General features: G+C 62.5%; 15 protein-coding genes. 7 read left to right on the top strand and 8 right to left on the bottom strand.

Annotation, left to right across the window (positions count from 1 at the left end; translation table 11 throughout):
- Positions 1–238 precede the first annotated feature (238 nt).
- Both J1D76_RS08110 and J1D76_RS08105 read left to right on the top strand, forming a co-directional pair.
- Positions 239–1,123, top strand: coding sequence for a sugar nucleotide-binding protein (locus J1D76_RS08110; protein WP_421137830.1), 885 nt, complete (start codon positions 239–241; stop codon positions 1,121–1,123).
- Positions 1,116–2,045 carry an NAD-dependent epimerase/dehydratase family protein gene (locus tag J1D76_RS08105; protein ID WP_421137829.1) on the top strand — a complete coding sequence of 310 codons (930 nt, stop codon included), beginning with the start codon at positions 1,116–1,118 and terminating at the stop codon, positions 2,043–2,045. Before J1D76_RS08110 ends, J1D76_RS08105 begins: the two co-directional genes overlap by 8 nt.
- Before the next feature lie 126 nt (positions 2,046–2,171).
- Here the strand turns inward: J1D76_RS08105 and J1D76_RS08100 are convergent, their stop codons facing one another.
- From J1D76_RS08100 to J1D76_RS08080, 5 genes are all read right to left on the bottom strand, one after another.
- Positions 2,172–2,870 (bottom strand): OmpW/AlkL family protein, encoded by a 699-nt coding sequence (locus J1D76_RS08100; RefSeq protein WP_421137828.1) that lies wholly within the window; start codon positions 2,868–2,870, stop codon positions 2,172–2,174.
- 221 nt (positions 2,871–3,091) lie between these two features.
- The gene (locus J1D76_RS08095; RefSeq protein WP_421137827.1) at positions 3,092–3,610 is read right to left on the bottom strand and encodes a DUF3299 domain-containing protein; all 519 of its coding nucleotides are present in this window, start codon (positions 3,608–3,610) and stop codon (positions 3,092–3,094) included.
- Positions 3,611–3,621: 11 nt separating this feature from the next.
- Entirely contained in the window at positions 3,622–4,887 is a 1,266-nt protein-coding gene (locus tag J1D76_RS08090) for an ABC transporter permease (RefSeq protein ID WP_421137826.1), read from the bottom strand.
- Between the two features lies 1 nt (position 4,888).
- On the bottom strand, positions 4,889–5,599 hold the full coding sequence (locus J1D76_RS08085) for an ABC transporter ATP-binding protein (protein ID WP_223499976.1): 711 nt from the start codon (positions 5,597–5,599) through the stop codon (positions 4,889–4,891).
- A 133-nt stretch (positions 5,600–5,732) separates the two neighbouring features.
- Complete coding sequence (locus tag J1D76_RS08080; protein WP_421137825.1) at positions 5,733–6,323, bottom strand: DUF2796 domain-containing protein; 591 nt, start codon at positions 6,321–6,323, stop codon at positions 5,733–5,735.
- A 135-nt stretch (positions 6,324–6,458) separates the two neighbouring features.
- On the opposite strand from J1D76_RS08080, the gene J1D76_RS08075 reads away from it, so the two are divergent.
- Positions 6,459–6,800: a hypothetical protein gene (locus J1D76_RS08075; protein WP_421137824.1), complete on the top strand. Its 342-nt coding sequence runs from the start codon at positions 6,459–6,461 to the stop codon at positions 6,798–6,800.
- A gap of 85 nt (positions 6,801–6,885) precedes the next feature.
- On the opposite strand, the gene trxA is transcribed toward J1D76_RS08075, so the two are convergent.
- The 3 genes from trxA to J1D76_RS08060 form a co-directional block, all read right to left on the bottom strand.
- Complete coding sequence (gene trxA, locus J1D76_RS08070; RefSeq protein ID WP_421137823.1) at positions 6,886–7,758, bottom strand: thioredoxin; 873 nt, start codon at positions 7,756–7,758, stop codon at positions 6,886–6,888.
- A gap of 169 nt (positions 7,759–7,927) precedes the next feature.
- The gene (locus tag J1D76_RS08065; RefSeq protein WP_421137822.1) at positions 7,928–8,581 is read right to left on the bottom strand and encodes a class I SAM-dependent methyltransferase; all 654 of its coding nucleotides are present in this window, start codon (positions 8,579–8,581) and stop codon (positions 7,928–7,930) included.
- Positions 8,578–9,042, bottom strand: coding sequence for a YbaY family lipoprotein (locus tag J1D76_RS08060; protein WP_421137821.1), 465 nt, complete (start codon positions 9,040–9,042; stop codon positions 8,578–8,580). Before J1D76_RS08060 ends, J1D76_RS08065 begins: the two co-directional genes overlap by 4 nt.
- A 128-nt stretch (positions 9,043–9,170) precedes the next feature.
- Between J1D76_RS08060 and nrdR the strand changes: the two genes are divergently transcribed.
- The 4 genes from nrdR to ribBA are packed head-to-tail and all read left to right on the top strand — an operon-like array spanning position 9,171 to position 12,583.
- Positions 9,171–9,635, top strand: coding sequence for a transcriptional regulator NrdR (nrdR, locus tag J1D76_RS08055; RefSeq protein WP_003228656.1), 465 nt, complete (start codon positions 9,171–9,173; stop codon positions 9,633–9,635).
- The gene (gene ribD, locus J1D76_RS08050; protein WP_421137820.1) at positions 9,632–10,765 is read left to right on the top strand and encodes a bifunctional diaminohydroxyphosphoribosylaminopyrimidine deaminase/5-amino-6-(5-phosphoribosylamino)uracil reductase RibD; all 1,134 of its coding nucleotides are present in this window, start codon (positions 9,632–9,634) and stop codon (positions 10,763–10,765) included. The genes nrdR and ribD overlap by 4 nt, the downstream gene beginning before the upstream one ends.
- Positions 10,766–10,812: 47 nt before the next feature.
- Positions 10,813–11,475 (top strand): riboflavin synthase, encoded by a 663-nt coding sequence (locus J1D76_RS08045; protein WP_008033746.1) that lies wholly within the window; start codon positions 10,813–10,815, stop codon positions 11,473–11,475.
- A 16-nt stretch (positions 11,476–11,491) separates the two neighbouring features.
- The gene (gene ribBA, locus J1D76_RS08040; RefSeq protein ID WP_421137819.1) at positions 11,492–12,583 is read left to right on the top strand and encodes a bifunctional 3,4-dihydroxy-2-butanone-4-phosphate synthase/GTP cyclohydrolase II; all 1,092 of its coding nucleotides are present in this window, start codon (positions 11,492–11,494) and stop codon (positions 12,581–12,583) included.
- Positions 12,584–12,653 lie beyond the last annotated feature (70 nt).

Genomic DNA, 12,653 nt, shown 5'->3' with positions numbered 1-12,653 from the left:
CAGCTCCCACAGTGTCCGTGTGATTCACACATTACATGTTCACAGAAAATCCCTGTGGGAGCGGGCTTGCCCGCGATGGCGGCAGTGGCCGCAGCACAAAACCCGGACATCGACACTTTACGGGTGACGGTTGCGCACTAAACCCGCAAAATGCAACGATTCCGGCAATTACCAACGACATCGCCCCGGGCGGTGTCGATACTGCCATCGTTCCAATCAGACTGGGCCTGCTGACTCTATGCGAATGCGCCTTATGTTACTGGGCGGCGGAAATGCCCTTGGGCAGGCGCTGATTCGCCTCGGTGCTGAGGAAGACATCGGTTTCCTCGCCCCCCGCCCGCCCGCAGACGGCTGGGATGCCGCGAGCCTGACGCAACTGCTCGACGACACCCGTCCCGATGCGTTGATCAACCTCGCCTACTATTTCGACTGGTTCCAGGCCGAGGCCGTGAGCGAACAACGCCTGGCCAGCCAGGAACGTGCAATCGAGCGCCTGGCAGAATTGTGCCAGCACCACAACATCGTCCTGCTGCAACCTTCCAGTTATCGCGTGTTCGACGGCTCCCGCGCCACCGCCTACAGCGAAAAAGACGAACCCGTGCCTCTGGGATTGCGGGGCCAGGCCTTGTGGCGCATCGAACAAAGCGTTCGCGCCACCTGCCCGCAGCACGTGCTGCTGCGTTTTGGCTGGTTGCTCGATGACAGCCCGGACGGCGCCCTCGGGCGCTTTCTCGCCCGTGCGGAAAACCCCGAAGAGCTGTTGATGGCCGACGACCGTCGGGGCAATCCGACCCCGGTCGACGACGCCGCGCGGGTGATCATTTCGGTGCTCAAGCAACTCGATTGCGCCGCGCCGCTGTGGGGCACCTATCACTACGCCGGGCATGAGGCGACCACGCCGCTGGCGCTGGGGCAGGCGATACTGACCGAGGCTCGCAGCCTGCATCCGCTGGCCATCGACGCCCCGACCGCCCAGGCGCACGCCGCGCGCCCGGACGCGGGCGAAGAACCGCAACACGCGGTCCTGGCCTGCAAAAAAATTCTCCACACCTTCGGGATCAAACCCCGCGCCTGGCGTGCGGCACTTCCCGGCTTACTGGACAGGTTCTACCGCCATGGCTGACGGCCCCGTTTTAATCACCGGTGGTGCCGGTTTCATTGGTTCGCACCTGACCGACGCGCTGCTTGCCAAGGGGCATGCGGTGCGGATCCTCGATGATATGTCCACCGGCAAACGCAGCAATCTGCCGCTGGACAACCCCAAGGTCGAACTGATTGTCGGCGATGTCGCCGATGCGGCGCTGGTTGCCCGGGCGATGGTCGGTTGCAGCGCCGTGGCGCACCTGGCCGCCGTCGCATCGGTGCAGGCCTCGGTGGACGATCCGGTGAAGACTCACCAGAGCAATTTCATCGGCACGCTGAACGTCTGCGAAGCCATGCGCCAGGCCGGGGTCAAGCGTGTGCTGTTTGCCTCCAGCGCGGCGGTGTACGGCAACAATGGCGAAGGGGAGTCGATCGACGAAGACACGCCCAAGGCGCCACTGACGCCGTACGCGGCGGACAAGCTGGCCGGCGAGCACTACTTTGATTTCTATCGCCGCCAGCATGGGCTGGAGCCGGTGGTTTTCCGTTTCTTCAACATCTTCGGTCCGCGCCAGGATCCGTCGTCGCCGTACTCCGGGGTCATCAGCATTTTCAGCGAACGCGCGCAGAAAGGGCTGCCGATCACCGTGTTCGGTGACGGCGAGCAGACGCGGGATTTCGTCTACGTCGAAGACCTGGTTGATCTCTTGGTTCAGGCCATCGAGAAACCGCAAGTCGAAGTCGGTGCGGTCAACGTGGGCTGGAATCAGGCGACGACCCTCAAGCAAATGCTCGAAGCCCTCGAAGCCGTGGTCGGCGAGCTGCCACCGGTGAGCTACGGCCCGGCGCGCTCCGGTGACATCCGGCATTCGCGGGCGAACAACCAGCGGTTGTTGGAGCGCTTCAGCACCTCCACGCAAACGCCGATGCGGGTGGGACTGGCGCGGTTGTTGGGTCGTTAGTTGCCTGCTCTGCGGACATGAAAAAGGCGCCTTTTTACAGGCGCCTTTTTCACGGCCGGAATTTTCGTTAAAGCGGACAAGCCCCCCTCGCTACACAAGCCTCATTCACCACCACGTGAACGTTCCTTAGAACTTGTAGCCCAGGCCTACCATGTACACAAACGGATCGACGTCGACGTTGACCTTGGCGCGAGTGCCCGGTGCGATCGAGTTATTTTCAACGGTGGCACGGGTATCGATGTCGATGTAGCGCACTTGGGCGTTGAGCATGACGTGCTCGGTCAGCATGTAGTCGGCACCGACCTGCCACGCCAGACCCCAGGTGTTCTGTGCCTTGAAGTTACTGAAACCGGCGGCCTTGGCCTCGCTGCTGAGGTTTTCGTCGTAGATCCAGGTGTAGTTGATGCCAGCGCCGAGGTACGGCTGGAAGGCGGACTTCGAATCCAGCGGGTAGTACACCACGCTCAGGGTCGGCGGCAGGTGTTTCAGGGATCCGAGTTTGCCGTTTGCCGCTGGCAGCGCAGTGCCCTTGAGCTTCACATCATGTTCGAACGGGGTGGCCGCAAGCAGTTCGATCCCCCAGTGGCTGTTGAGCATGTAGGCGAAGTTCAGGCCCAGTTGGGTGTCGCTGTCCATGGTCGCCTTGCCGCCCAGATCGGCACCGGCCAGCGGACCCTGGTCGACCTTAACGCTGGAACTGTCGGCTTTCGGGTTAACGGTGATGGCGCCCGCACGAAGGATGATGTCACCGGCCTCGTAGGCGTGGGCGAGCGGGGCTGCGAGCGCGAGGGCAACCAGCGAAGCGCTGAGCAAGGACTTGTTCATGGGGGCTCCAAAGGACGTTAAAAGTTTTTGATGTCCAATGGTAAGGCGCCTAACGGCTCGGTCTTTTGATGCAGCTCAATGAAAGTGGCAGGTGATGGTTTTTGCGATGTCGTTGGTGACCTCATCGCGAGCAGGCTCGCGCCCACAGGGGAATGCATTTCAACTGTAGGAGCGAGCCTGCTCGCGATGACTGACTATCAAGCAACACATGACTACCGGGTTCACTCCGGCAATTCATACAGGTAAATCTTTTCCGCCTCCATCTGGTACCCGGCATCCGCCAACTCGCTGGTCGACGCCTTGACCTGCAACGCGCCCTCGATCCAGTACGGTTGGTACAGTTCGTCGAGCTTCACGCCGACCGCGCTCTTGACGTGCACGATCTGGTTCGACGGCGGTGGCGGCACGTGGATGCAGGCGCCGAAATACGGCACCAGCAGGAACTCCGTGGTGCGTCCTTCCTCGCTCACTTCCAGCGGCACGATGTAACCCGGCAGGCGAATGTTCTGGCCATCGAGGGCGTTCACCACTGGCGCATTGGGCAGGTCCTGCTTGGCCGCCGGGGCCGACTCTGCCGACAGCGCATTGCTCATCTGCGACAGGTCGTGCAGCGGCGTCATGTTCGGCACTTCTTTGGGCGCGTCCGGCGGGATCATCTCCGACCAGGTCAAATCTCGCGGCTGCGCGGCCCACAGGGGCAGGGCGACCAGCATCAACAGCGCAAGTACAGCGCGGGGCATTTTCAACGTCCTCATAAACGGATCGACAAGCCATCGGCCAACGATTGGCGATAGGCACGCCAGGCCGGGACGCTGCCCATCAGCAGCGCGGCGATCAGGATGCCACCGAGCAGCGTCCATTCATACTCGCTTGGCCAGGACAGAGGCAGGAACAGGCCGTAATTGGCTTGCACATAACCCTGGGCCGCGGCGATGCACACATACAGCAACGCCACGCCGGCGATCACCCCCGACAGCGCCAGGGCAAAGGCTTCGAGCACCAACAGCGTCGCGATGTGCCACGGTCGAGCGCCTACCGAACGCAGGATCGCCATCTCCCGGCGGCGCTCGTTAAGGCTGGTGAGAATCGCCGTGAGCATGCCGATCAACCCGGTCAACACCACAAACAACGAGACAACGAACAGGGCTTTTTCCGCGGTGCCCATCAGGCTCCATAGCTCTTGCAGCGCCACGCCGGGCAGGATCGCCAGCATTGGCTCGCCGCGGAACTCGTTGATTTCCCGTTGCAGGGCAAAGGTCGAAATCTTGTTGTTGAGGCCCAGCATGAACGCGGTAATCGCCTGCGGCGTGAGGTCCATGTTGCGCGCCTGATCGGCGCTGATGCGGCCCTCGCCGCGGGCCGGTACGCCGTTGTGCCAGTCGATGTGAATCGCTTCCATGCCACCGAGGCTGATGTGCAACGTGCGGTCCACCGGGGTGCCGGTGCGCTTGAGAATGCCAACCACGGTGAACGGCTTGTCGTCGTGCTTGACCAGGCTGATCGCCGCCACGCCGTGGGCCAGCACCAGTTTGTCGCCGAGCTTGTAATGCAACGCATTGGCCACTTCGGCGCCGAGCACCACTTCGAATGGGTCGGTGGCAAACGCCCGGCCATCGGCCAGTTCCAGGTGCTGCTGGCGGCCGTACTGGTAGTGCTCGAAGTAGGCTTCGGTGGTGCCCATGACGCGGTAGCCGCGGTGGGAATCGCCGAGGGACATCGGGATCGCCCACTTCACTTTCGGGTTGTTGGCGAAGTGCTCGAAGCTGTCCCAGCGGATGTTGTTGGTGGCATTGCCGATGCGAAACACCGAGTACAGCAACAGGTTTACCGAACCGGAGCGGGCACCGACGATCAGGTCGGTGCCGCTGATGGTGCTGGCGAAACTGGCCTTGGCTTCGGTGCGTACGCGCTCCACTGCCAACAGCAGGCACACCGACAGGGCGATGGCGAACGCGGTGAGGATCGCGGTGAAGCGGCGGTTAGCCAGACTGGCCATGGCTAGACGAAACAAATACATCTCAGACCTCGGACGGGGTGGCGGCGCGATTGAGTTCGGCCAGCGACAGGTTGTGGTCGAACAGCGGCGCCAGGCTCTGGTCATGGCTGACGAACAGCAGGCTTGAGCCGGCTTCGCGACATTCGGCGAACAGCAGGCGAATGAAATTCTCGCGCGCGTCGTAATCGAGGGCCGAGGTCGGTTCGTCGGCGATCACCAGTTCCGGTTGACCGATCAGCGCGCGGGCAGCGGCGACCCGTTGTTGTTGGCCGATCGACAGTGAGTCGGCGCGGCGACTGAGGATGTTTTCATCCTTCAAGCCCAGGTGGGCGAGCAGGGTGGCGGCGGCTTTGTCGACGCTGCCATGGCGTTGTTTCGCCCGCTCGGCGCGTAGCTTCGAGAAGTGGCAGGGCAGTTCGACGTTCTCACGCACCGACAGAAACGGCAGCAGGTTGAACTGCTGGAAGATGTAGCCGGTGTGATCGACGCGGAAATGGTCGCGGGCGCCGGCCGAGAGTTGCGTCAGTTCCTGGCCGAGCAGGCGAATGCTGCCACGGTCAGGCTTTTGCACACCGCCGAGCAGGCCGAGCAGGGTGGTCTTGCCGCTGCCGCTGGGGCCTTTGAGAAACAGGGTTTCGCCGCGCTCCAGGCGAAACGCCGGGATGTCCAGCAGCGGCGGATGACCGGGCCAACTGAAGCCCAGGTCGGACAGTTCGATGAGTGCTTGGGTCATAGCGCCAACTTCATGGGTTTCGAATACCTGTAGGAGCGGGCTTGCCCGCGAATGCGGTCTGTCGCAAACATGGATGCAAACTGATACGACGCCTTCGCGGCAAGCCCACACCTACAGGGGATCTTCAGTGGATTCAGAATTTCAGGCTGGCAGCCTTGGCGGTCACTTCCGTCCCTTGCTGCCCGCTCGGGCCGATCAGTTGTACCTGAATTTTCTGGGTCGCCGGAAAACGGCTGAAAATATTCGCCAGGTCCAGGTTCTTCAGGGCCGTCGGGGTGGCACAGGTGAACTCATAGCGGGCGTGGATTTCGCTGTGCTCGTGGTGATGCTCGTGGCCGTCTTCGTCCTTGGCGTCTTCATCGTGATCATCGTCGGCATCGGGCTTGTCGCCGAACAACGGGCTTTCCAGTTCCTGGTTTTCCACCGCGCAACCGGCGGCTTTCGGCAGGTTGAACAAGGTCAGCGGTTGCTCGAGCACAGCACGGGCTGCTGCGACTTTGGCTTTGTCGGCATCGCTGCTGGCGACGTGCTCGAAACCCACCAGGTTCATCGCCGGGCTGTCCAGTTCCAGCTCCAGGGTTTTGCCGTCCAGCGCCGCGTTCAGCCGGCCTACGCCGTGCTCGTGGGCACCCAGGCTGCCATGTTCGTGAGCGGGTTCGTCGGCGGCTTGGGCGAAAGCCAGCGGCAACAAGGCAAACGGCACAGCGAGAAGCAAACGGCGCATGGCGAGTCTCCGAAAAGTAAAATGAACAATTTGTTATGTAATCTTATAACGTAAGCGGAGAGAGTTTGACTGCCTGCTTGGCGTTGCACAAGTCCCATGTGAGCATGAGCGCAATAAAAAAGCGGGAGCAGACCCATGTTGCGAATTCGCGGAAGCATCGGCGACTGGCCGGTGGATTTGACGCTGGAGATGGATGACAGTGATTGGGCACGGCTGGGTGCGCAGTTGCAGGTGGAAAAAGTCGAGGCCAGCGCGCCAGCGGCGAAACCGCTGAATCAGGATGATGCGCTGTGGCAGGTCGCCCGGGATTTGTTGCGCAAGGCAGGGCAACTCAGCGGTCCGGACCTGCTCGATCAACTCGAGGGACTGACCGGCAGCGCGGTGGCGGGCAAACGCTTGCTTGTGCGCTTACGCCATAGCCCGGAGGTGAAGGTGGAGAGCGGCGGGGATACGCCGCTTTACCGCTGGCTGTTGTAGGAGCGAGCCTGCTCGCGATGGCGTGTCAGCCACAGTTATGTGGCTGATAGACCGCTTTCGCTGGCAAGCCAGCTCCTACTTGCAGTTAGTAGAGGGCGGCGAACAGCTTGCGGCGGTAGGTGCTGACCAGCGGGTGATCGTTGCCGAGCAACTCGAACACCTGCAGCAAGGTCTTGTGCGGCAAGCCTTCGCTGTAGCTGCGGTTGCGGATGAACAGCTTGAGCAAGGCATCCAGCGCGGCGTCGTATTGCTGGCGGGCCAATTGCTGGATCGCCAGTTGATAGATCGCTTCATCGTCCTGTGGATCTTTCGCCAGGCGCGCCTTCAGATCGGCGGCGTCTGGCAAGTCCCTGGCCAGGCCGAGAAACTTGATCTGCGCCTTGGCGCCGGCCAGTGCAGCCTTGTGTTCGTCGCTCTTGACCGCATCCAGAACGGCCTGTGCTTCGCCCAGCTCACCGCGTTCGGTCAGGCAGCGGGCGTACAGGATCAACGCCTTGGCGTTGGTGTTGTCCTCGCCCAGGATCACTTTGAGCAAGGCTTCGGCATCGGCAAAGCGGCTGTCGTCGAACAACGCCTGAGCCTGCTCGAACGGATCGGCGGCGGCCGGTGGCGGCATCTGTACATGGGGTTCGAGCAGGGCGCGGACGGCGGATTCCGGTTGTGCACCGGCAAAACCATCGACCGGCTGGCCGTCCTTGAACAGCACCACGGTCGGCAGGCTGCGGATGCCGAAGCGGGCGACGATGTCTTGTTCGAGGTCGCAGTTGACCTTGGCCAGCAGCAACTCACCCTGATAGCTCTCGGCAATGCCTTGCAGCATCGGCATCAGCACTTTGCAGGGCGCGCACCATTCGGCCCAGAAATCCACCAGCACCGGTTTGTGGAATGAGTTCTCGATCACCGACTGGTCGAAATCGGCAGTCGTGGCGTCGAAGATGTACGGCGTTTGCTGACTCATGGGCAATCTCGTAGAAGCGTGAATAGGACAACTATACGGCTTGGTGGGGGGCGGCCGGAAGCGGGGTAGCCGTGAGAGGTGCATTGCCTGACCGGGCGCCTTCGCTGGCTAGCCTGCGCCTACAGGGGGAACGCATTCCATTGTAGGAGCGAGCCTGCTCGCGAAGCGTTTAGCCGCGCTGCGCGTGGTACAGGCTCACATGCCGAAACTCATGGGGTTCGGCCAGGTCGGGCAAGGTCATGGCTTCGAGCATTTCGATGCGCTCGTACAGCGGATGGCGAAAATCCCGTACCCGGGAATCCGCCACCAACGCCTCCCGCCCGCGACTGAGAAACTCATCGAGCAGCGGCAGGTTCGCCCGGTCGTACAGTACGTCTGCCACCAGAATCAGGTCGAAACGATCCGCCTCGGCAAAAAAGTCCGTCGAGTAATTGAGCTGTACGTCATTGAGCTCGGCATTCGTCCGGCACGCGGCAATCGCCAGCGGGTCAAGGTCACAGGCCACCACCTCCAGCGCCCCGGCCTTTAGGGCGGCAATCCCCGCCACCCCGGAGCCGGCGCCGAAATCCAGTACCCGCTTGCCTTCGACCCAATGCGGGTTGGCCGCCAGGTAGCGAGCCACGGCCAGGCCGCTGGCCCAGCAGAAGCTCCAGTACGGCGGCTCATGCAGGATGCGCCGGGTTTCTTCCGGGCTGAAGGCGCGGTCCATGTCGCCGTCGATCAACCACAGTTTCAGGTCGGTTTCCGGCAATGGGCAGGCTACCAGTTGCGCATCACCGAGCAGTTCAACCAAGGCCCGTTGCAGGTCGAGCGGTGCACTCATGGGGCTTTGACGAATTGCAGTTGGCCCAGGGCCTGGGTGGTCGGCTGGGTAATCACCTGCGACGGCAAATGCAGGATCAACTGCCCGGACTGGCTGGCGCGGCCACGCAGTTCAACGCGCGCGCCGGCCGGGAAAGAATCCGGGTTGAAGCGCAGGTGAAACGGCAGCACCTGGTTGTTGCCGATCAGGCTGGAACTGGCGAGCAATTGTTGCGGGCGGTCCTTTTCGTCGATCACCAGCAGCGCCAGTTCGACTTCGGCACCGGCCGGCACGCCCTGCAGGGTGCCGCTCAACTCGCGCTGATACGCCGGCAGCGGGCCGAGGTCGGCCGCTTCCCGGGCTTTTTTCTGCGCTTGCTGCGGCGCGGGGCCCGGCGTGGGCGGCTGGGGCTTGGGTGCATCACTGCCGCAAGCCACCAGCAGGCTGAAAACACTGAGTAAAACGAGCGGTCTTAGCGACATTTGCGGCTCCGGCAAGATGGTGTCCATGGATCAGGCGGTATAGCCCGACTGTATACCGCAAACCCTATGGCTTGTCTTGCCACCGGGATGCGCTACCATGGCCCTCCCTTTTTTTGTTGCCTGCCACCATGCACTGTCCCTTCTGCGGTGCCAACGACACCAAGGTCATCGACTCGCGTCTGGTCGCCGAGGGCGAACAGGTGCGCCGCCGGCGTGAATGCCTGGCCTGCGGCGAACGCTTCACGACGTTCGAGACGGCTGAACTGGTGTTGCCGCGCCTGATCAAAACCGACGGCAGTCGCCAGCCGTTCGACGAAGAAAAACTCCGCGCCGGCATGCAGCGCGCGCTGGAAAAGCGCCCGGTGAGTGTCGAGCGCCTGGAATCGTCGCTGGTGCACATCAAACATAAACTACGCGCCACGGGCGAACGCGAGGTCAAATCCCTCGTGGTCGGCGAGCTGGTGATGGCCGAGCTGCAAAAGCTCGACGAAGTCGCCTACATTCGTTTCGCCTCGGTGTATCGCCGCTTCCAGGACCTCAACGAGTTCCGCGAAGAGATCGATCGCCTGGCCCGTGAGCCCGTGAAAGAATGACCACGCCAACCGAACAAGCCATCCTCGACGCCCATTTCATGGCCCGTGCCCTGGAACTGGCGCGCAAAGGGCATTACACGACGCATCCCAATCCGCGGGTTGGTTGCGTCATCGTGCAGGGCGGGCAGATTGTCGGCGAAGGCTGGCATGAGCGCGCCGGCGAGCCCCACGCCGAAGTCCACGCTTTGCGCGCGGCCGGTGAACAGGCCCGTGGCGCTACCGCCTACGTGACGCTGGAACCGTGCAGCCACCACGGCCGCACGCCACCGTGTGCCGATGCGCTGGTGAACGCCGGTGTGGCCCGGGTGGTCGCGGCGATGCAGGACCCGAACCCGGAAGTCGCCGGTCGCGGCCTGCAACGCCTGGCCCAGGCCGGCATTGCCACCGAGAGCGGTGTGCTGGAAAGCCAGGCGCGCCAGCTCAACCAGGGCTTCCTGAAACGCATGGAACACGGCTTGCCGTTCGTGCGGGTCAAATTGGCGATGAGCCTTGACGGTCGAACCGCCATGCAAAGCGGCGAAAGCCAATGGATCACCGGCCCGGCCGCGCGTTCGGCGGTGCAACGCCTGCGCGCCCAGGCCAGCGTGGTGTTGACCGGCGCCGATACGGTGCTGGCAGACAATGCACGCTTGACCGTACGCGCCGATGAGTTGGGCCTGGACGCCGGGCAAACCGCCCTGGCCATGAGCCGTCCGCCGCTGCGTGTGCTGATCGACGGTCGGCTGCGAGTGCCGCTGGATGCGCCGTTCTTCAAGGCTGGCCCGGCATTGGTCGCGACCTGTATGGCGGTGGAAGAACAGTATGCCAACGGTCCCGAGTGCCTGATCGTGCCGGGCTTGGACGGTCAGGTCGACCTGCGTCAACTGCTGGTCGAACTTGCTGCCCGTGGCGTCAATGAAGTGCTGGTCGAGGCCGGTCCGCGTCTGGCAGGTGCTTTTGCGCAACAGGGCCTGGTGGATGAATTCCAGATTTTCATCGCCGGCAAGTTTTTGGGCTCCTCGGCACGGCCGCTGCTGGACTGGCCGCTCGCGCAAATGAAGGATGCACCGGCACTCAAAATCACTGACATTCGTGCGGTTGGCGATGACTGGCGAGTCACTGCCATTCCTTCGCCAGCAGCGAGCGTATAATTCTCGGCCAACGTTATAGCGCTGGCCTTGTTCTCGAGGAGAACCCCATGTTTACCGGCATCATCGAATCCATCGGCAGTATTCGTGCATTGACCCCAAAGGGCGGTGATGTGCGGGTTCATGTCGAAACCGGCAAGCTCGACTTGAGCGACGTCAAACTGGGCGACAGCATCGCGGTCAACGGCGTGTGCCTGACCGCGGTTGAATTGCCGGGCAACGGTTTTGCAGCCGATGTCAGTCGCGAGACCCTCGACTGCACCGCCATGAACGACCTGAAAAGCGGCAGCCCGGTCAACCTGGAAAAAGCCCTGACCCCGACCACGCGCCTCGGCGGGCATCTGGTCAGCGGCCACGTTGACGGCGTGGGCGAAGTGGTTGCCCGTACCGAAAACGCACGTGCCGTGGAATTTCGCATCCGCGCGCCAAAAGAACTGGCCAAGTACATCGCCCATAAAGGCTCGATCACCGTCGACGGCACCAGCCTGACCGTGAACGCGGTCGATGGCGCCGAATTCCTGCTGACCATCATTCCGCACACCCTGAGCGAGACCATCATGGCGTCGTACCAGCCGGGTCGCCGGGTGAACCTGGAAGTGGACTTGCTGGCCCGTTACCTGGAGCGCTTGCTGCTGGGCGACAAGGCTGCGGAACCGACCTCCAGTAACATCACTGAAAGCTTTTTGGCCGCCAACGGCTACCTAAAATCCTGACTCAAGGGGGTGCCTTGTGGCGCTCAATAGCATCGAAGAACTGGTTGAAGACATCCGCCAAGGCAAGATGGTCATCCTCATGGATGACGAAGATCGCGAGAACGAAGGCGACCTGATCATGGCCGCCGAATGCTGCAAGCCCGAGCACATCAACTTCATGGCCAAGCACGCCCGTGGCCTGATCTGCATGCCGATGAGCCGCGAGCGTTGCGAACTGCTCAAGCTGCCGCTGATGGCGCCGCGCAACGGTTCCGGTTTCGGCACCAAGTTTACTGTGTCCATCGAAGCCGCCACCGGCGTGACCACCGGCATTTCCGCCGCCGACCGTGCGCGCACCGTGCAAGCGGCTGCCGCCCGTGATGCCAAGGCTGACGACATCGTCAGCCCCGGCCACATCTTCCCGCTGATGGCCCAGGCCGGCGGTACGCTGGCCCGCGCCGGCCACACCGAAGCGGCGTGCGACCTGGCGCGCATGGCCGGTTTCGAGCCGAGCGGCGTGATCTGCGAAGTGATGAACGATGACGGCACCATGTCCCGTCGCGCTGAACTGGAAGCCTTTGCCGCCGAACACGACATCAAGATCGGCACCATTGCCGACCTGATTCACTACCGGATGATCCACGAACGTACCGTTCAGCGGATTGCCGAGCAGCCACTGGACAGCGAACTGGGCCAATTCAACCTGGTGACCTATCGTGATTCGGTGGAAGGCGACGTGCACATGGCCCTGACCCTGGGCAACATTTGCGCCGAAGAACCGACCCTGGTTCGCGTGCACAACATGGACCCGCTGCGCGACTTGCTGATGGTCAAGCAACCGGGCCGCTGGAGCCTGCGCGCCGCCATGGCCACGGTGGCCGAGGCCGGCAGCGGTGTGGTGCTGTTGCTCGGGCACCCGCTCGATGGCGACGTGTTGCTGGCGCACATCCGCGAAACGGCTGATCAGTTGGCGGTGAAAAAACCGACCACCTACAGCACCGTGGGTGCCGGTTCGCAGATCCTGCGTGACCTGGGCGTACGTAAAATGCGCCTGATGTCGGCACCGATGAAATTTAATGCGATATCCGGTTTCGATCTGGAAGTTGTAGAATACGTGCCCTCCGAATAATGACCGGCAGTTTCGGCCCTGAATTCGCGGTACAAATATCACTGAGGGGCGCGTACGAGACGCGTCCCGG

It is taken from the genome of Pseudomonas sp. NFX15, assembly GCF_049132105.1.
GTDB lineage: Bacteria > Pseudomonadota > Gammaproteobacteria > Pseudomonadales > Pseudomonadaceae > Aquipseudomonas.
The sequence above is the reverse complement of the archived record's forward strand: the minus strand, read 5'-3'. Positions and strand labels throughout refer to the sequence as shown.

Coding starts and splice junctions, on each gene's coding strand:
- J1D76_RS08110 (WP_421137830.1), top strand. CDS start 239: ATGCGAATGCGCCTTATGTTACTGGGCGGCGGAAATGCCCTTGGGCAG.
- J1D76_RS08105 (WP_421137829.1), top strand. CDS start 1,116: ATGGCTGACGGCCCCGTTTTAATCACCGGTGGTGCCGGTTTCATTGGT.
- J1D76_RS08100 (WP_421137828.1), bottom strand. CDS start 2,870: ATGAACAAGTCCTTGCTCAGCGCTTCGCTGGTTGCCCTCGCGCTCGCA.
- J1D76_RS08095 (WP_421137827.1), bottom strand. CDS start 3,610: ATGCCCCGCGCTGTACTTGCGCTGTTGATGCTGGTCGCCCTGCCCCTG.
- J1D76_RS08090 (WP_421137826.1), bottom strand. CDS start 4,887: ATGTATTTGTTTCGTCTAGCCATGGCCAGTCTGGCTAACCGCCGCTTC.
- J1D76_RS08085 (WP_223499976.1), bottom strand. CDS start 5,599: ATGACCCAAGCACTCATCGAACTGTCCGACCTGGGCTTCAGTTGGCCC.
- J1D76_RS08080 (WP_421137825.1), bottom strand. CDS start 6,323: ATGCGCCGTTTGCTTCTCGCTGTGCCGTTTGCCTTGTTGCCGCTGGCT.
- J1D76_RS08075 (WP_421137824.1), top strand. CDS start 6,459: ATGTTGCGAATTCGCGGAAGCATCGGCGACTGGCCGGTGGATTTGACG.
- trxA (WP_421137823.1), bottom strand. CDS start 7,758: ATGAGTCAGCAAACGCCGTACATCTTCGACGCCACGACTGCCGATTTC.
- J1D76_RS08065 (WP_421137822.1), bottom strand. CDS start 8,581: ATGAGTGCACCGCTCGACCTGCAACGGGCCTTGGTTGAACTGCTCGGT.
- J1D76_RS08060 (WP_421137821.1), bottom strand. CDS start 9,042: ATGTCGCTAAGACCGCTCGTTTTACTCAGTGTTTTCAGCCTGCTGGTG.
- nrdR (WP_003228656.1), top strand. CDS start 9,171: ATGCACTGTCCCTTCTGCGGTGCCAACGACACCAAGGTCATCGACTCG.
- ribD (WP_421137820.1), top strand. CDS start 9,632: ATGACCACGCCAACCGAACAAGCCATCCTCGACGCCCATTTCATGGCC.
- J1D76_RS08045 (WP_008033746.1), top strand. CDS start 10,813: ATGTTTACCGGCATCATCGAATCCATCGGCAGTATTCGTGCATTGACC.